Genomic DNA, 18,166 nt, shown 5'->3' on the forward strand with positions numbered 1-18,166 from the left:
GCATGAACCGGAGCGGCCGGGTTCGCTGCCGGGCAACGAGATCGAGACCCTGCTCCGCCGACCGCAAATACCACCGCGCCTATTTCGGCATCACGTCGGCCGATGCCGCCGCCTCGGGCCTGCCCGCTTATGATCCCAAGGGCGGCGTACAGGCCGTCGGGGTCGCCGCCGGCCACCTTCACCAGCTCTCGCGCCGCTGGGGCGTCGCCACCTATGCACGCTACGACCGGCTCGTCGGCGACGCTGCGGACTCGCCCGTCGCGCGCACGCTCGGCTCGCGCAATCAGTTCGCCGCAGGCGTGGCGCTAAGCTACACCTTCGGTCGCAGATAAGCCGTTTCATCGACGCCGAGTCACCACCCCGACACATTCCCGCCGAATGACTTTCCCCGCCATTCCAAGGCATAGGGAGAGTCGCATGGGTTTGTTCGATTGGCTGCGGGGACTGACCGGATCGAAGCCCGACGCCGATCGCGCACCTCCGGCACCGCTTCCCGACAGCATGCTCGTCCGGTCGCAACAGCGCCGCGACGCCTTCTGGGCCGATGTCGGCGCACTCGAAAGGGACGTTCTCGGCCATGTGATCAGCCCCGGCCTGCGCGGCGGCCCGCGCTGGCCGGCCACGCGCCAAGCCTATCGCATCGCGCGGCGCGCGGGCGGCACGGTGCTACTCGCCACCGACGGCATGTCCGATCCGTTCGATGACGACGGTGCGGGCCGCGCGGTCAATGGCTTCGAGTGCGAGCTGTTCCTCGAGACCGGCGACCTCGCGCCGGATCAGCTCGGCGCGCCGGGCAACATCGAACCGCTCAAGCATAGCTGGGCGTTCGAGCTGCTCACCAATATCGCCGCGACCATCGCCGAGGCCGAGGGCGCACGCGCCGCGTTCGATGCCTATGGCGTGCTCTCGATCGAAGTGCCCGGCGTCTCGCGCTCGCACGCGATCAAGGATGCCGTGCCGGCCCGCTTCGTCACCTCGGACGATGCGATCGGCGTGCTCGTCGGCGGGCCCGCGCCGGACTTCCCCGAGCGGATCGACGACATGCCGCTCTCGCCGGTGCGCCTGCTCCCGGTGGTGCTGCTCACCGCCGCCGAGCTCGCCGAGATCCGCGCCGGCGACGAGGAGACGCGCACCGCGATCGCCGATCGCCTCGCCCAGTCGATCAGCCGCCACCGCTGCGACTTTGTCCGCGCCTCGATCGTCGAGGCGGCCGACTGACCGCACGCCAGTGATTGGCGAGCGGCGCAACCGGCGCTAACGCGGGCGCGATGCATCTCTTTCCGCCCGCCATCTGCCCGCGCCTCGTCGTCAAGATCGGCTCGGCGCTGCTCGTCGATCCCGAGGGCGGCGTGCGACGCGGCTGGCTCGAAGGGATCGCTGCCGACATCGCCGCGCGGGTACAGGCTGGGCAGCAAGTCGCGGTCGTCTCCTCGGGCGCAATCGCGCTCGGCGCGCGGCGGCTCAAGCTCACCAAGGGCGGCCGCGCCAGCCTCGAGGACGCTCAGGCCGCTGCCGCCACCGGCCAGATCGCGCTGTCGCAGGTCTGGGCCGAAGTGCTCGGTGCCGACGGCCTCACCGCCGCGCAGATGCTGGTCACGCTCGACGATCTCGAGGACCGCCGCCGCTATCTCAACGCCTCGGCTACGCTCGGCCGTCTGCTCGGGCTCGGCGTGGTGCCGATCATCAACGAGAATGACAGCGTCGCCACCGCCGAGATCCGCTTCGGCGACAATGACCGCCTCGCCGCGCGCGTGGCGCAAGCGGCGGACGCCGGCGGAGTCGTGCTGCTCAGCGACATCGACGGGCTCTACGACCGCAACCCCGCTTTGCCCGGCGCGGTCCATATCCCCGTGGTCGAGCGCATCGACGGGCGGATCGAGGGCATGGCCGACCGCGGCTCGGCATCGGGCATGGGCTCGGGCGGAATGGTCTCGAAGATCGAGGCCGCGCGCATCGCCGCGTCGGCCGGGGTCAGCCTCGCCATCGCCAGCGGCCGCATCGAGCGCCCGCTCTCCACCGACGCGCGCCACACCGTCTTCCTGCCCGAGAAACGCACGCGGGCGCGCAAGGCGTGGCTCGCCGGCCGCCTCACCGCCAAGGGCAGTATCGTCGTCGACGCCGGCGCGGCCCAGGCGCTGACCGAGGGCCGCAGCCTGCTCGCGATCGGCGCCACCGCGATCCGCGGCATGTTCTTCCGCGGCGATCTGGTGACGATCGAGGGCCCTAACGGCCCGATCGCCCGCGGCCTATCCGAGTATGATGCGCCCGATGCCCAGGCGATCCTCGGCATGCGCAGCGAGGACCAGGGCGACATCCTGGGCTATGCGCCTCGTTCCACGCTGGTCCACCGCAACCATATGGCGCTGCTGTGATCAGGTTCGCGCGAAGGCGCGAAGGCGCGGAGAGAAGAAGTTGGTTCGCGCAGAGGTGCGGAGAGCGCAGGTTTGCTTGTATTTGCGCGAAGCACCCGTGCATTGCCGGCGTTGCAGCAAGCGGTGCCGGTGGGGTACTGGGAGCCGCTGGCACGGCGGGAGTGCATCTCTGCGCCTCTGCGTTTCTCTGCGCCCCTGCGCGAACAACTCTTCTTAGCGCCTTCGCGCCTTCGCGTGAACAAAAGCTTCTTCTCCCACACCCGCTCCAGGGTGAACCGACATGACCACCCTCGCCCTCACCGGCGCCACGGGCTTCGTCGGCAAGGCGACGGTCGACCACGCGCTCGCGCGCGGCATGCACGTCCGCGCGCTCACCCGCCGTGAGCAGCCAGCGCGCGACGGCGTCACCTGGATCGCCGGCAGCCTCGACCATGAGGAAGCGCTCGCCCGCCTCGCCAGCGGCGCCGATGCGGTGATCCACATCGCCGGCGTGGTCAACGCGCCGACGTCCGAAGGCTTTACCCGCGGCAATATCGACGGCACGCGCCACATGGCGGCCGCGGCGGCTTCGATGGGTGTCAGGCGCTTCGTCCATGTCTCCTCGATGGCCGCGCGCGAACCCAAGCTCTCGCAATACGGACACTCGAAGGAGCGCGCCGAGCAGGAAGTGCGCAACTCGGGCCTCGACTGGGCGATGATCCGCCCGCCAGGCGTCTATGGTCCTGGCGATCTGGAAATGCGCGACATCTTCCGCATGGCGAAGCTCGGCCTCGTCTTGTTGCCGCCCAAAGGCCGCATCTCGCTGATCCATGTCGCCGACTTGGCGCGCCTGCTCGTCACCCTCGCATTGGCCGATCCCGGCCGCGAAATCTTCGAATGCGACGATGGCGTCGACGGCGGCTACACCCACCATCAGTTCGCGCGCATGGTGGGACAAGCGGTGGGCAAGCGCCCCCTCCCCCTCTCGGTCCCGCGTCCGCTGCTCCATCTCGCGGGGCGGGCCGACCGCTTCTTGCGCGAGGCCAACGCCAAGCTCACCCCGGACCGCGCCGCCTATCTCAGCCACCCCGACTGGACCACCGACCCCAGCCGCCGCCCGCCGGCCGCGCTCTGGGTTCCGCTGATCGCCACGCCGGATGGCCTCGCGCAGACCGCGGCCTGGTATCGGGCGGAGGGGCTGCTCTGATCCGCCGCACCGCGACCCCGTTTCCGCCGCATTCGCTTGGCACTTGGCGGCAAGCAAATTAAGGACCGCGCATGAGCGACCGCAACGACATCTTCGCCACCGTCTCCGGCCTGATCGAGCCTTTCAACAAGAAGGGCATCGACCTCACCGATTCCACCACCTTCGCCGGTGACCTGGAGTGGGACAGCCTCACCGTCATGGACTTCGTCGCCGCGATCGAGGACGAGTTCGACATCATCATCACGATGAACATGCAGGCCGAGATCGAGACCGTCGGCCAGCTCGTCGATGCCGTCCAGAAGCTCAAGGCCGCCTGACATGACCGACTCGATCGCGACCGCCGACGCACCGACCATTCCGGCCGGTGCGAAGCCCGACCTGATGAGCAAGTTCGACGGCCTCATCGCCGAGCGCCAGGCGCTGCTCGACAGCGGCGTCACCGATCCCTTCGCGATCGTGATGGAGCAGGTGAAGTCGCCGACCGAGGCGGTGATCAAGGGCAAGGACACGATCCTGCTCGGCACCTATAATTACATGGGCATGACCTTCGATCCGGACGTGATCCAGGCCGGCAAGGACGCGCTCGACCAGTTCGGCAGCGGCACCAACGGCAGCCGCATGCTCAACGGCACTTTCCGCGATCATATGGAGGTCGAGCAGGCGCTGCGCGACTTCTACGGCACCACGGGCGCGATCGTCTTCTCGACGGGCTACATGGCCAATCTCGGGATGATCTCGACCCTCGCCGGCAAGGGCGACTACATCATCCTCGACGCCGACAGCCACGCCTCGATCTACGACGGCTGCAAGCAGGGCTATGCCGAAATCGTGCGCTTCCGCCACAACAGCGTCGAGGACCTCGACAAGCGCCTCGGCCGCCTGCCCGCCGAGGCCGGCAAGCTGGTCGTGCTCGAGGGCGTCTATTCGATGCTCGGCGACGTCGCGCCATTGAAGGAGATGGTCGCGGTCGCCAAGAAGCACGGCGCGATGGTGCTTTCGGACGAGGCGCATTCGATGGGCTTTTACGGTCCCAATGGCCGCGGCGTGTACGAGGACCAGGGCTGCGAGGGCGATGTCGACTTCATCGTCGGCACCTTCTCCAAGTCGGTCGGCACCGTCGGCGGCTTCTGCGTGTCGAATCACCCGAAGTTCGAGGCGATCCGCCTCGCCTGCCGCGCCTATATCTTCACCGCGAGCCTGCCGCCGAGCGTGGTCGCCACCGCCGCGACCTCGATCCGCAAGCTCCAGCACGCCCACAACAAGCGCCAGCACCTCTGGGAGAATGCCCGCGCAGTGCATTCGGGCCTCAAGGAAATGGGCTTCAAGCTCGGCACCGAGAGCGCCGAGAGCGCGATCATCGCCGTGATCCTCGACGATCAGGAGCAGGCGGTGGCGATGTGGCAGGCGCTGCTCGACAACGGCCTCTACGTCAACATGGCGCGCCCGCCGGCGACCCCGGCCGGTACCTTCCTGCTTCGCTGCTCGCTCTGCGCAGAGCACACGCCCGAACAGGTCCAGCGCATCCTCGGCATGTTCAAGGCTGCGGGCCAGGCGGTCGGGGTGATCGGTTAGGGCTGGCTACCGGCCTCCGGCAGGCCTAGAATCGCGGTCATGAGCGAGGGTATCGGACTGGCGCAGCGTATCGCGCGGCTCGACTGGCGCGCGGTGATGATGGTCCTGATCGCCATACTCGGCATCGGGGTCCTCGCCGCGCTGATCAGCAACCAGCGCTCGGCCGACGCCGTGCGCGACGCCGCCCTCGCCCGCCAGTCGCAAAGCTACGAGGTGATGATCCTCGCCCAGAGCCTCGCCGGCACCATGGCCAGCGCCGAGGCGACGCTCGCCCGCTACGTCGTCAGCGGCGAGGAGAGCGTGGGCCGCGACTATGTCGCCGAGTGGCAGCGTGCCCAGGGCCAGCTCAGCCTGCTCGCCCGCCGCACCCGCGGCCACGAGCCCGAGGCGGAGCTGATCCCCGAGCTGCGCACCGCCTTCGCCGATCGCGGCAAGGAGCTGGCGCGGATCGCGCTCCACACCCGTTTCAACCGCAACGCGGCCGCCTACGCCTATTTCGACGAGGCGCGCCGTTCGCCGGTGCTGCCGCGCATCCAGGGACTGCTCGGCCGCATCGTCGCCGCCGAGCGCACCTTGCTCAACGAACGGTCGCGCCGCGCTCGCCAGACCTCGGCCGAAGCCGAAGAAGAAACGCGCAACCTGATCCTGTTCGGCATGCTGATCGTGATCGGCGCGATGATCCTGGGCTGGCTCAACATCCGCGCGATCCGCGAGCGCGCCGCCGCCGCCGCCGAGGCCCAGGCGCAGCGGGAGCGCGCGGTCGAGCTCGAGGCAGCGGTCGCCGCCGCCACTGCAGGCCTGCAGGAGGAAGCGCGCGAGCGTGCCGCCGCCGAGGCGCAGCTCCGCCAGGCGCAGAAGATGGAGGCCATCGGCCAGCTCACGGGCGGCATCGCGCACGACTTCAACAACATGCTCGCGATCGTGCTGGGCGGTCTCGAGCTCGCCAAGCGGCACCTGCCCGAAGGGGCCACTCAGTCGGTCAGACACATCGACAATGCCGCCGAGGGCGCCAACCGCGCCGCGACGCTGACTCGCCGCCTGCTCGCCTTCGCCCGCTCCGAACCGCTGACCCCGCAGGCGATCGACCCGACCGAGCTGATCGCCGGCATGTCCAACCTGCTCGAGCGCACGCTGGGCGAGGGCATCGCGGTGCAGACTCGCACCACCGCCGCGGGCTGGCACGTCTGGGCCGACCGGCACCAGCTCGAGAACGCGCTGCTCAACCTCGCGGTCAACGCTCGCGACGCGATGGAGGGCCGCGGCACGCTGACCATCGCCACTGGCCATGCGACGCTCGACGGCGAGGCGGCGCGCGATTGCAGCCCGGGCAACTACGTCACCATCGCGGTGTCGGACACCGGCGGCGGCATGACGCCCGAGGTGATGGAGCGCGTGTTCGAGCCCTTCTTCACCACCAAGCCGGTGGGCAAGGGCACCGGGCTCGGCCTTAGCCAGATCTTCGGCTTCGTCCGCCAGTCGGGCGGCGAGATTCGGATCGACTCGGCACCGGGCGAGGGCACCACGGTCACGCTCTACCTCCCCTGCCACAACGTCGACCAGCCGGCCGAGGTGCGCCCGGCCGAGCGGATCGGTCCGCGGCCCGAGCCGCATCGCGCGCTCGACATCCTGCTGGTGGAGGACGATCCGCGCGTGCTCTCCGCGACGGTCGCCGCGCTCGAGGAGATCGGCCATCGCCCCGTGCCGTGCGAGGATCCGCTGACGGCGCCGCGCATCGTCGCGGGTCTTCACGCCCTCGATCTCGTGATCAGCGATGTGATCATGCCCGGCCAGACCGGGCCCGAGATGATCGCCGCGCTCGAGCCGCAGCTCGACAATGTCGCGATCCTCTACGTCACCGGCTATGCCGGCGACGCGGCCGATCACGATCGCTTTGGCGGGCGGCCGGTGCTGCGCAAGCCCTTCACGCTCGCGGCGCTCGAAATGGCGATCGCCGACGCGATGGCGCAGCGCGGTGGCGGCGAGCCGGCTCATCCGCAAACCGCGACGGGCTAGATTTGCGCGCGCCGTTCGATATAGCGTTGCGGCACAGCCGGTTCACCGGCGCTTTTGAGAACGCCAGGGCGCATCCTCCCGCATGACCGCACTCGATCGCTATATTGCGCGACTGATCGCGGTTCCGCTGATCTCCACCTTGCTCATCTCGGCGATGCTGCTCGTGCTCGACCGCATGCTGCGCCTCTTCGATTTCGTCGCGAGCGAGGGCGGGCCGGTCAGCGTGGTGTGGCGCATGCTCGCCAACCTGCTCCCCGAATATCTCGGGCTTGGCATCCCGATCGGGCTGATGCTCGGCATCCTGCTCGCCTTCCGCCGCCTCGCCACCACGTCCGAGCTCGACGTGCTGCGCGCCGTCGGCATGAGTTATGGCCGGATGCTGCGCGTGCCGTACATGTATGCGGTGGTTCTGGCGGCGCTCAACCTCGCGATCGTCGGCTATATCCAGCCCTATGCGCGCTACAATTACGAGGGGCTGCGCTTCGAGCTGCGCACCGGCGCGCTCGGCGCGTCGATCAAGGTGGGCGAGTTCACCAATCTCGGCGACCGCATGACCTTGCGCATCGAGGAGAGCCGCAACGAGGGTACCGACCTGTCCGGCATCTTCGTCAGCGCCCGCGCACCCGGCGGCGACATCGTCTCGGCGACCGCGGAGAAGGGCCAGTTCCTGCGCACCGACGATCCCGACGTGATCATCTTCCGCCTGACCAAGGGCACGCTGATCCACCAGAGCCCCAAGTTCAACGTGCCGCGCGTGCTGACCTTCGACGCCCACGACCTGCCGATCGACCTGCCCAAGTTCGAGCAGTTCCGCCGGCGCGGCGAACGCAATCTCGAGCTGACCCTGCCCGAGCTCGCCCGCATCGGCGGCGATCCCAGGGCGAGTGAGACCGATCGCGACACCAGCCGCTCGGCCTTCCACTTCCGCGTGGTCGAGGTGGCGACGATGTTCCTGCTGCCGCTGCTCGCGCTCGCATTGGGCATCCCGCCCAAGCGATCAACCTCGGCGCTCGGCGTGTTCCTGTCGATCGTGATGATCGTCACCTATCACAAGATCAACGAGTACGCGCAGTCGATCGGAAGCCTGGGGCGGATCGACCCGCTGATCGCGCTATGGGCGCCGTTCCTGGTGTTCGCCGGGCTGGTGGTGTGGATGTACTATACGATCGCCTATGTGCCGGGCGGCCAGCCGATCGGCGCGCTCGAGCGCGTCTTCGCCAAGGCGTGGAAGGCGATTGCCAAGCGGTTGCCCGGGCGGCGGCGGAAGGCGGCCAGCGCATGATTCACGCGATCACCGACTTCTTCCCGTCGCGCACCGTGTCGCTGTACATGGCGCGATCGTTCCTCATCAACACCTTCGCCTTCCTGTTCGGGCTGGTGCTGATCCTGCAGACGCTCGACCTGCTGAGCGAATCCGGCCGCGTCCTCGCCTTCCCCGGCAATGGCGACGCGCAGGTCTGGAAATATGTCAGCCTGCGCGTGCCGCAGATCATCGCGACCTTCCTGCCCTTCTCGGTGCTGCTCGGCACGATCATCACGCTCTCGACGCTCAACCAGAACAGCGAGGTGATCGCGATGAAGGCCTCGGGCCTCTCCGCGCATCAGGTGCTGGCGCCGCTGATGCTCGCAGGGCTGGGCGTCGCGCTGATCTCGTTCACCTTCAACGACCGCATGGTGACGCGCGCCAGCGCGACGCTCGCGCAGTGGAAGAAGGTCGATTACGGCCCGCTCCCGATCGACCGCGGCGACCGCAGCAACGTGTGGGTGCGCGACGGCACGCACCTGATCCATGCCCAGCAGATCAAGGGCCGCGGCGACGCCGCGCAGCTCGCCGGGGTCACCGTCTACGAACGCGACGGCGCGGTGCTCAAGTCGCTGGTGCGCGCCAAGACCGGCCGGCGCGAGGGGATCGGCTGGCGCGTCGACGGCGCCGAGCGCTTCGACGTGGCGAGCGGGGAGCTGACCCCGCTCGGCAGCACGATCATCGGCGAGGGCGTGCGGCCGGACCAGTTCACGCTCTCCAACGTCGACGCCGAGTCGATGTCGTTCGATTCGCTGCGCGAGGCGGTGAGCGACCTCAAAGCCGCGGGACGGCCGACCAAGGCGCTCGAAGGTTCGCTGTGGCACAAGCTCTCGGGGCCGCTCTCGGCGGTGCTGATGCCGCTGCTCGGCGCGGTCGCGGCGTTCGGCATCGCGCGCTCGGGCAAGCTGTTCGTGCGCGCCGTGATCGGGATGGGGCTCGGCTTCCTCTATTTCGTCGCCGACAATTTCGCGCTGGCGATGGGGAATCTGGGGGCCTATCCGCCGTTCCTGGCCGCCTGGGCGCCGTTCCTGCTGTTCGCGATGATCGGCGAGGCGGTGCTGCTCAAGACCGAGGAATAATCAGCGGAAACCCGTTACTTAACCAAATAGGTTCCACGTGAAATCCAGCCCGCGCGAATTCCAAAGGTGGAACAAGTCGTAGACGAAGTTGGCTTTTCGCGCGGCTCGCGTGTCCGTCCGCGCGAGCGGAATGGCGAACATTTGGAACGCCCGGCGACCCGCTTTGCTCGGGTGACGGTGCTGCGTCAGCTCGCGCGCTGCTTCATCGTACTCGCCGCCAGCCGGCTCATCAGCCCGCGCAGCGTGGGATAGTTGGCGCCTTGATAGGTCGAGCCCTGCCCCAGCGCCGCCGACAGCCGCCGGTGCGCCTCGGGCAGCGCATGATAGGGCAGGCTCGGCAGCAGGTGGTGCAGCGCGTGGAAGCGCAGCCCGACCGGCGCCCACAGCCACGGCAGGAAGCCGGTCGGCACGTTGACGCTGTCGAGGAACTGCGCGGTGACCGTCAGCGGCTCGCCCTCATTCTCCCACAGATGCGCGACCAATGTGCGCACCTGGTTGATCACCGCGACCGCGGCGATCACGCCCAGGAAGACCAGGAACGCCTTGAGCGGGATCACGCCGGTCGCGGTCAGCGCCATCAGCGTGATCGCCCACAGGCTCGCGCCGATCTCCTGCCAGCGCCACTGCCTGGCGAACTCGCCCTCGGGGGCGCGACGCTCATAGGCCGGGTTGATCTGCAGGCCCGAATAGCGGCCGACGACGATGCGGCGCAGCTTGGGCGACAGCAGCGAGAGCGGGCCGAGCACGCCGAAGCGAAGCAGCAGCCCGAGCGGCATCAGCGCCGAAACGAGCAGGAACACCGGCAGCGTCCACGGCTTCATCAGCGCCAGCGGAAGATATTCGGGATCCTCGACCGTGCCATATTTGGTGCGGCTGTGGTGGATGGTGTGGATGCCTTCGTACATGAACGAAGGCAGCATCATCGGGATTCCGAGCAGCAGGTTCCAGCCGACCCTGAAGCCGGGGAGCAGCGAGTGCTTGAGGTGCGTGATCTCGTGGATGAACAGGCTCGCGCGATAGAGCGCCAGCACCGCCAGTACCGCGCTGGCGATCGCCCAGCCGGTCGAAGGCAGCAGGATCGCGCCGGCGAGCGCGGCATAGCCGACCGCGGCCGAACCCAGGAAATCGCCCCAATAGACGAGCGGCCTGGGCGTCTGCAGGTCGCGCGTCAGCTCCGCCGCGGCACGCAGCATCGCGCGGTCGTCGGCGACGCCGGCGAGGCGGATCTTCGCGCGCTGCGCCGCCGCCGGAGCATCGGGCGCATCGAGGGTAAGCGTATTCATGGGTCTGGCCATTCGCATCAGATAGTGGCCATTGCGTGGCATTTCACGGGTGGGGATGTGGTGCGCCAGAGGTGAGGCACAGGAAGTTGATGATCCTCCCCCGCCAGGGGGAGGTGGCGCCGAAGGCGACGGAGGGGGAGGACACGAGCCGCTAATGTTCTGGCATCCGCCCCCTCCGTCATGCTTCGCATGCCACCTCCCCCTAGCGGGGGAGGACTTGAACCGATCAGCCTGTCCGCGTCCGGTTGACAGGCGCGCGGCAACGCGGGACTGGATCGCGCGCAATCTTTGAGGAAGGTCCGCCCTTGGCCAACGCCCCGCTCGCCGTCCGTCCGGTCACGACCAAGACGGATACCCGCGACTTCATCGAGCTCGCCTATCGCCTCAACCGCGGCGATCCCAACTGGGTGCCGCCGCTGCGCAGCGAGGTCGCCGGGACGATCAATCCCAAGAAGAACGGCTGGTTCAGCCATGCCGTGGCGCGGCTGTTCCTCGCCGAGCGCGAGGGGCGGACCGTCGGCCGCATCTCGGCGCATATCGACAAGCTCGCGCTGGAAATGCCCGCCGAGCAGGGCTTCGGCCCGGGCACCGGCTTCTGGGGCCTGTTCGAGGCGGAGGACGCGAGCACCGCGCGCGCGCTGATCAACGCCGCCGAGGACTGGCTGCGGAGCAAGGGCATGACTCGCGCGGTCGGCCCGATCTCGCTGTCGATCTGGGAGGAGCCGGGCCTGCTGATCAAGGGCCATGACCATGCCCCGACGGTGATGATGGGGCACCACCGGCCCGAATATCAGGGCTGGATCGAGGCCGCGGGCTATGAACCGGCGAAGCAGCTGGTGACCTATGAGCTCGACATCACCCAGGAATTCCCGCCGATCGTCCAGCGCATCGTCGCAATGGGCGAGAAGAGCGACCGCATCCGCATCCGCACGGTCGACAAGTCGCGCTTCGAGCAGGAGGCGGCAACGATCCTGGCCATTCTCAACGATGCCTGGTCGGACAATTGGGGCTTCGTCCCGCTGACCCAGCCCGAGATCGACGATGTCGGCAAGAAGCTGAAGCCGATCGTGTTCGAGGACTTGATCCGCATCGCCGAACTCGACGGCGAGCCGGTGGCGTTCATGATCACGCTGCCCGATCTCAACGAGGCGATCGCGCCGCTCAACGGCAGTTTGTTCCCGTTCGGCTGGGCGAAACTGCTGTGGTGGCTGCGCAAGCCCCAGGTACGCACGATGCGCGTACCGCTGATGGGCGTGGTCAAGCGGCTGCAGAGCTCGCGCATGGCGAGCCAGCTCGCCTTCATGATGATCGAATATATCCGTCGCGCCGCGATCAGCGAATATGGCGCCTCGCGGGGCGAGATCGGCTGGATCCTCGACGACAACCAGGGGATGGTGGCGATCGCCGATGCGATCGAGAGCCGGATCAACCGCGTCTATCAGATCTACGCCAAGCCGCTCTGAACAGGGTTTGCGGCCCGCGGCATAGGGGAACCGCGGGCCGCACCCTCGTTCACTTCGGATCGAGGGGATCGAAACCGAGTTCGAGCCACTCAGAGCGAGTCCGGCATTCCGTGCGGACGATGCGCGAACCGGTCGTTTCAGTCTCTACGCAATAACGCTTATCCTTGACCGGCTTGGCCTCCGCGCTCGCCGTCGCGGTCGGCGCTGGCGTGCCCGGCTTGGTCTCGGCATTGGCGGCGGTGGCGAGGCCGGCGGCGAGCACGGCAGCAGCGAAACCCTTGAACATCGTACGCATGATACAGCTCCTCTTCTGCACCTGTGCGGAGCGAGGTCTGTGCGCCCTGCCCGCCCCTGTGTTAGTGCATTATGCATGCCAAACACTAGGGATGAGCAAAATCAATGCGTTAGCGCGTTACACTTGTTACGATCGGCAAACCACACGCCGAAACTTGGCGTAGCGCGCCAATTCGCGGGAAATCAGCCGCGCAGGTTCACCCAGGTCGGGGCATGGTCGCTGGCCTTCTCACGGCCGCGATAGTCCTTGTCGACGCCCGCCCCGGTCATCCGGTCGGCCGCCAGCGGGCTCAGCAGAAGGTGATCGATGCGGAATCCCGCGTCGCGCTGCCAGGCGCCGGCCTGATAGTCCCAGAACGTCCACACCCCGCCCGCCGGGAACCGCGTGCGCAGCGCATCGGTCCAGCCCTGCGCGACCAGCGCGCGGTAGCCCTGGCGCGATTCGGGCTGCATCAGTGCGTCGGCCGCCATCGCCCGCACCGAAAACACGTCGTCGTCATTGGGGATGACGTTGTAGTCGCCCGCCAGCACCACCGGCACCTCCTCCGCGAGCAGCGCCCGGGCATGGGTGGAGAGGCGCTCGATCCAACGCAACTTGTAGTCGAACTTGGGCCCCGGCACCGGATTGCCGTTGGGCAAGTAGATCGAGGCGACGACCACGCCGTTCACCTCCGCCTCGACATAGCGGCTATGCTCGTCCTCGGGTTCGCCTTCGAGGCCGCGCTTGCGCTCGACCGGATCGACGCCCTTGGCGAGGATCGCGACGCCGTTGAACCCCTTCTGGCCATGCCACACCGCGCCGTAGCCGGCGTCGCGAATGTCCTTCTCGGGAAAGCCCTCGTCGGCGGACTTGAGCTCCTGCAGGCAGACCACGTCGGGCTTCTGCTCGGCGAGATACTCGAGCAAGCGTGGCAGGCGCGCCTTGATGCCGTTCACATTGTAGCTGACGATCTTCAAGCGCGTCAGACCGAAAAGCTGGTGCCGCAGCCGCAGCCGGACGCGGCATTGGGATTGGTCACGCGGAACGCCGCGCCGCCGAGCGATTCGACGAAGTCGACGCTGGCGCCGCGCAGCAGGTCGAGGCTGATCGGATCGACCAGCAGCTGCACACCGTCGGTTTCGGCAACCGCGTCATCTGGCTCCACCGTACCGGCCAGCTCGAACCTGTACTGGAAGCCCGAGCAGCCGCCGCCCTCGACCGACAGGCGCAGGATCGCGGGCTTGCCCTGCCTGGCCGCGATCGCGGCAATGCGGGCCGCGGCGGAAGGCGTCAGGCCGATCTCTTGGGATAGGGCGGTGACCATGGGAGGGAGATAGGGAAGCGCGATGATCACGGCAACAGGCCTGTTTCTGTAATCCTCCCCCGCCAGGGGGAGGTGTCAGCGCAGCTGACGGAGGGGGCGGATGCCAGAAGGCTGGCGGCTCGCTTCCTCCCCCTCCGTCGCCTTCGGCGCCACTTCCCCCTGGCGGGGGAGGATTAGAATGAAGTCAGCGCTTCCCCGAACGCCCCCAACGCAAAGGGCCACCCGGACGTGCCGGGCGGCCCCTCTCCCTCTCCTGTTATCCCGGAAGTCAGTTGCCGGTTGTGGCGGTCAACTGGACGCGCGCGGCGCGTTGCTGAATCTGGTCGAGTACGTTGGCGTTCTGCATGAACGGCATCGGGTTCACCGCCGCGCCGTCGATCCGCACCTCGTAATGGAGGTGGCTGCCGGTCGAGCGGCCGGTCGAGCCCATCAGCCCGATCAGCTGGCCGCGGCGCACGCGGGTGTTGGAAGCAACGAGGATCTTCGAGAGATGGCCGTAGCGCGTCTCGATGCCCTTGCCGTGGTTGACGGTGATGAGGTTGCCATAGCCGCCGAAGCGGCCGGCGCGGCCGATCACGCCGTCGGCGGTGGCATAAACCGGGGTGCCGAGCGGGCCCGGGATATCGACGCCGGCGTGCATCGCGGCGGAGCCGTGGAACGGGTCGGAGCGGACGCCGAAGCTGCTGGTCAGCTTGACGTTCTCGACCGGCTGCATCGACGGGATCGAGATCACCGTCTGCTCGAGCACGTCGAGCTTCTGCCAGGTCTGGAAGAGCGAACGGAACTGCGCGTCGGCACTGGTCTCCGCAGCGGCGCCGGTGGCGCTGCTCGCCGCGGCGGCGGCGGCTTCCGACGTCACCGGCTCGAACGGGCCGCCCATGCCGCCGGCGACGTAGCGCTCGGGCTTGATGCCGAGGCTGCGCAGGTGGTTGGTGGTGAGGTGGATGCGGATCTGCGCGGTCTTGCGGGCCTGCTCGGCGAGCTTGGCCTGGCGCGCCTCGACCTTGCGCAGCGGGGCGAGCACTTCCTGGGCGATCTTGCTGCCGCCGGTCAGTTCGGCGGCGGGAACCGGCTCGCCGACATCGGCGGGCGAGCCCTTGCCGGTCAGCACGCCGGCGATGATCTTCTGGCGCTGCTCGACGCGGGCGGCGTGGATCTGCGCGGCTTGCTTCACCGCTTCGACATCGGCTTCCATCTGCGCCATCTCGTTGCGCATCCTGGCGAGCTTCGCTTCGGGCGTGGTCGCTTCGCCGGCGATGCCGGTCGCCATGATCGCGCCGAACGCGGCCTGCGAGACGCCATAGGCGGAGAAGGTGACGGTGATCGCGGCGATGCCGGCGAGCAGCGCCTGGGTGCGGCCGGCGACGCTGAACCGGCGGAGGTCGCGGCCGTCATGGAAAATGAAATCGCGCGTCGTGAAAAAATTGCGGAACCGCGTGGCAAGGTTCGCGTTGAGTACGGTGCTGACCATGAGTCCCCGGCGACCATAGACACGCGCCAACAACGGCACACGCCTTCGTTAAAACCAAAAGTGCAGGAAGCAGCCCCTCCGCGCCCTGACGATTGCCCTTAGAACCGGTGGCTCACGCCTCGGCAAGCGCTGCGTAATATTCGCGCGTCAGACCGGCTGTCGCACGCGCCGAGTCGTTGAACGGCGGCTTAATGGCTCCCCCAAAATAGCAGTTGAGCAGCGCGCGCCACTCGGTCTCGGGGGTGATTCGGCGCTCGGCGCACCAGGATTCGAACCAACGCGTACCGGCCGCGACATGGCGGATCTCGTCGTTGAAAATCCGCTTCAGAATCCGCGCAGTAGCTTCGTCGCCTACCGCCTCGAGGCGATCGATAGTCACCGGTGTCACGTCGAGCCCGCGGGCCTCCAGCACCATCGGCACGACGGCGAGCCGCGCGGCGGGGTCGTGCGCGGTCGCTTGGGCCGCTTCCCATAGCCCGGCATGCGCGGGCATCGCCCCATAGTGACTCCCCAATTGGCGTAGCCGCCGGTCGAGCAGCGCGAAGTGCATGGCCTCGTCTGCCCCGACCTTCAGCCAGTCGTCGGTGAAGGCGCGCGGGAACTGGCCGCCGAACCGGCCGGCCATGTCGAAGGCGAGGTCGATCGCGACGAACTCGATATGCGCCAGCGCGTGGACCAGTGCGATCCGGCCGCGCTGCGATCCTCCGCGGCCGCGCTTGGGCATGCGGCTGGGCGGGAGCAACTCGGGCTGGTCGGGCCAGGCGGGGCGATCGGGCATCGCGACGTCGAAGCGGTGATCGAGCCGGCCCAGCCGCCAGTCTCGCGCCGCGCGCCGCGCCGCCATCGCCTTCGCTGCCGGCTCGGACGTGAGCAGCACCGCGCGCGCCGCCTGCGCGACGGTCTCCATCATCCCGCGCCCAGCGCCTTGGCGGCCGCGAGCACTTCCTCGACATGGCCCGGCACGCGCACCTTCCGCCACTCGCGCACGAGCTTGCCGTCGGCGCCGAACAGGAAGGTCGAGCGGTCGATCCCCATATATTTGCGCCCGTAGAGCGTCTTCTCGACCCAGGTACCGAACGCCTCCAGCGCGGCGCCGTCATCGGTCGCGAGTGGGACGGTGAGACCGTATTTCTCGGCGAACTTGCGGTGCTTCGCCGCGGTGTCCTTGGAGATGCCGAGCAGTTGCACCCCCGCCGCGTCGAACGCGGGCTTGGCGGCGGTGAACTCCTGCGCCTCGCGCGTACAGCCGGCGGTATCGTCCTTGGGGTAGAAATAGAGCACCAGCGGCTTGCCGGCGTAGCGGGCAAGCGAAAAGCCCTCGCCCTGCGCATCGAGCAACTCGACGGCGGGGAGCTGGTCACCTGGCGCGATCGTCATGTCCGGTCCTCCTGCTTGCCCGCGGCCGCGGCCCAGGCCTCCATCACCTCCTGCCGGTGGCGGTCGAGCGACGCAAGCACGCCTTCCCAATCGGGCGCCCCGACGGCGTGTGCGACCACCGGACGCGTGGCCGGCGCGGGCGGCTGCGCGTCGGGCGCGACGAGGCGCAGCGTCACGAGCAGCCGGGTGAGGAACTCGAGCGCGTCGGTCAGCGCCGGCGACACCAGCCCCTCGGCGGCCAGTTCGCCGATCGCGCGCCGCAGCTCCGGATCGAAGCCCGCGCGATAAACCAGCTGCTGCGTATGCACCGCGAATTCGAGGTCGACGAGCCCGCCGGGCAGCAGCTTGGCGTCGAGCGGCCCCGCCGGCGGCTTGTGCGCTGCCATGTCCGCCCGCATCTTGCGCGCATCGGCGGCGATGTCGCGCGCCGGACGGTCGCCGGCGAGCACCGCGTCGATCACCGCCTGCACCTGCGCTCGGGCTTGCGCCGAGCCGAACACCGGCCGCGCCCGGGTCAGCGCCATATGTTCCCAGGTCCAGGCGTCCTCGCGCTGGTACTTGGCGAAGCCGTCGAGCGACACCACCAGCGGGCCCTGCGCGCCCGACGGCCGCAGCCGCGTATCGACCTCGTAGAGCGCGCCCGCCGCGGTCGCGACCGACATCGCCGCGATCACGCGCTGCGCCAAACGGTTGTAATAGGTCACCGCGCCGAGCGGTTTCTCGCCATCGGAATCGGCCATGTAGTCGCCGGTGAACAGGAAGATGAGGTCGAGGTCGGAGGCGTGCGTCAGCGCGCCGCCGCCAAACCGCCCCAGCGCGAGGATCGCCAGCTCGCTGTCCGGCACGCGGCCATGGCGCACCGAGAATTCGTCGATCGCGGCCTGTGCCAGCACCTCGAGCGCGGCTTCGGCGACACGCGAATAGCCCGCCGAGACGTCGAGCGGATCGCTCGCGCCCGCGACGATCTGCGAGCCGAGCGCGAAGCGCTTCTCGCCGACGATGCGCCGGACATGGTCGAGCAGGCGCTGGTAATCGTCCCCCGCCTCGCGCCGTCGCATCTCCGCGGCGAGCGCGGGCACGTCGCCGACCGGCGCCAGCGCGCTTGCGTCGATCAGCCCGTCGATCAGCTCGACCCGCCGCGCCAGCGCCTCGGCCAGCGTCGGGGCGTGGCACAGAATCGTACTGAGCAATTCGGTCAGCTTGGGGCTGGCCTCGAGCAAGTTGAAGAGATTGAGCGCGCTCGGCAGCCGCGAAAGGATCGTGTCGAGCCGCAGCAGCGCGCGGTCGGGATCGGGCGCCGCGCCGATCCCCGCGATCAGCCGCGGCAGCACGGTCTCCAGCGCCGCGCGGGCGGGGGCGCTGCGCAGCGCCGGGTAACGCGCGTCCCGCCAACCCTCGACCAGCCGCGCCGCCGCCTCGGCATCGGCGAAGCCGGCCCGCGTCAAGTCG

General features: G+C 68.7%; 17 protein-coding genes and 1 pseudogene. 10 read left to right on the top strand and 8 right to left on the bottom strand.

The features are described from left to right. The 9 genes from ABDV68_RS11545 to lptG form a co-directional block, all read left to right on the top strand. Positions 1-332, top strand: a 332-nt coding sequence (locus ABDV68_RS11545) for a MipA/OmpV family protein (protein ID WP_343520101.1), incomplete at its 5' end; no start/stop codon positions are given. Positions 333-417: 85 nt separating this feature from the next. Beyond that, a complete protein-coding gene (locus ABDV68_RS11550) occupies positions 418-1,218 on the top strand; it encodes a hypothetical protein (RefSeq protein ID WP_343520103.1) in 801 nt (266 codons plus the stop codon). Positions 1,219-1,268: 50 nt separating this feature from the next. After that, positions 1,269-2,372: a glutamate 5-kinase gene (gene proB, locus ABDV68_RS11555; RefSeq protein ID WP_343520105.1), complete on the top strand. Its 1,104-nt coding sequence runs from the start codon at positions 1,269-1,271 to the stop codon at positions 2,370-2,372. A 280-nt stretch (positions 2,373-2,652) separates the two neighbouring features. Further along, the gene (locus ABDV68_RS11560) at positions 2,653-3,558 is read left to right on the top strand and encodes an NAD(P)H-binding protein (protein WP_343520106.1); all 906 of its coding nucleotides are present in this window, start codon (positions 2,653-2,655) and stop codon (positions 3,556-3,558) included. A 71-nt stretch (positions 3,559-3,629) separates the two neighbouring features. Next, complete coding sequence (locus ABDV68_RS11565; RefSeq protein WP_343520107.1) at positions 3,630-3,875, top strand: acyl carrier protein; 246 nt, start codon at positions 3,630-3,632, stop codon at positions 3,873-3,875. A 1-nt stretch (position 3,876) separates the two neighbouring features. Next, a complete protein-coding gene (locus ABDV68_RS11570; RefSeq protein ID WP_343520108.1) occupies positions 3,877-5,130 on the top strand; it encodes an aminotransferase class I/II-fold pyridoxal phosphate-dependent enzyme in 1,254 nt (417 codons plus the stop codon). A gap of 39 nt (positions 5,131-5,169) precedes the next feature. Beyond that, a complete protein-coding gene (locus ABDV68_RS11575; protein ID WP_343520109.1) occupies positions 5,170-7,143 on the top strand; it encodes an ATP-binding protein in 1,974 nt (657 codons plus the stop codon). Positions 7,144-7,225: 82 nt separating this feature from the next. Then, positions 7,226-8,425, top strand: a complete 1,200-nt coding sequence (gene lptF / locus ABDV68_RS11580) for an LPS export ABC transporter permease LptF (RefSeq protein WP_343520110.1) — start codon at positions 7,226-7,228, stop codon at positions 8,423-8,425. Further along, positions 8,422-9,525: an LPS export ABC transporter permease LptG gene (gene lptG / locus ABDV68_RS11585; protein ID WP_343520112.1), complete on the top strand. Its 1,104-nt coding sequence runs from the start codon at positions 8,422-8,424 to the stop codon at positions 9,523-9,525. The genes lptF and lptG overlap by 4 nt, the downstream gene beginning before the upstream one ends. 185 nt (positions 9,526-9,710) lie before the next feature. Here the strand turns inward: lptG and ABDV68_RS11590 are convergent, their stop codons facing one another. Beyond that, positions 9,711-10,820, bottom strand: a complete 1,110-nt coding sequence (locus ABDV68_RS11590; RefSeq protein WP_343520113.1) for a fatty acid desaturase — start codon at positions 10,818-10,820, stop codon at positions 9,711-9,713. Between the two features lie 293 nt (positions 10,821-11,113). Here ABDV68_RS11590 and ABDV68_RS11595 point away from each other — a divergent pair, with 293 nt between their 5' ends. After that, entirely contained in the window at positions 11,114-12,271 is a 1,158-nt protein-coding gene (locus tag ABDV68_RS11595) for an N-acetyltransferase (protein WP_343520114.1), read from the top strand. Positions 12,272-12,320: 49 nt separating this feature from the next. Here the strand turns inward: ABDV68_RS11595 and ABDV68_RS11600 are convergent, their stop codons facing one another. The 7 genes and pseudogenes from ABDV68_RS11600 to ABDV68_RS11630 all read right to left on the bottom strand — a co-directional run. Beyond that, positions 12,321-12,566 carry a hypothetical protein gene (locus tag ABDV68_RS11600; RefSeq protein WP_343520115.1) on the bottom strand — a complete coding sequence of 82 codons (246 nt, stop codon included), beginning with the start codon at positions 12,564-12,566 and terminating at the stop codon, positions 12,321-12,323. A 182-nt stretch (positions 12,567-12,748) separates the two neighbouring features. Then, entirely contained in the window at positions 12,749-13,522 is a 774-nt protein-coding gene (gene xth, locus ABDV68_RS11605) for an exodeoxyribonuclease III (RefSeq protein WP_343520117.1), read from the bottom strand. Between the two features lie 5 nt (positions 13,523-13,527). Then, positions 13,528-13,869 carry an iron-sulfur cluster insertion protein ErpA gene (erpA, locus tag ABDV68_RS11610; protein WP_343520119.1) on the bottom strand — a complete coding sequence of 114 codons (342 nt, stop codon included), beginning with the start codon at positions 13,867-13,869 and terminating at the stop codon, positions 13,528-13,530. Positions 13,870-14,137: 268 nt separating this feature from the next. After that, entirely contained in the window at positions 14,138-15,340 is a 1,203-nt protein-coding gene (locus ABDV68_RS11615; protein ID WP_343520120.1) for a M23 family metallopeptidase, read from the bottom strand. Between the two features lie 112 nt (positions 15,341-15,452). Continuing rightward, complete coding sequence (locus ABDV68_RS11620; protein WP_343520122.1) at positions 15,453-16,247, bottom strand: ferritin-like domain-containing protein; 795 nt, start codon at positions 16,245-16,247, stop codon at positions 15,453-15,455. After that, positions 16,247-16,717: a peroxiredoxin gene (locus ABDV68_RS11625; protein ID WP_343520124.1), complete on the bottom strand. Its 471-nt coding sequence runs from the start codon at positions 16,715-16,717 to the stop codon at positions 16,247-16,249. The genes ABDV68_RS11620 and ABDV68_RS11625 overlap by 1 nt, the downstream gene beginning before the upstream one ends. Beyond that, positions 16,714-18,166: pseudogene (locus tag ABDV68_RS11630) on the bottom strand (glutamine-synthetase adenylyltransferase); the annotation flags it as partial. The gene ABDV68_RS11625 and the pseudogene ABDV68_RS11630, both read right to left, overlap by 4 nt.

Source organism: Sphingomonas sp., from assembly GCF_039595165.1.
In the GTDB taxonomy this organism is placed as follows: Bacteria; Pseudomonadota; Alphaproteobacteria; order Sphingomonadales; family Sphingomonadaceae; genus Sphingomonas.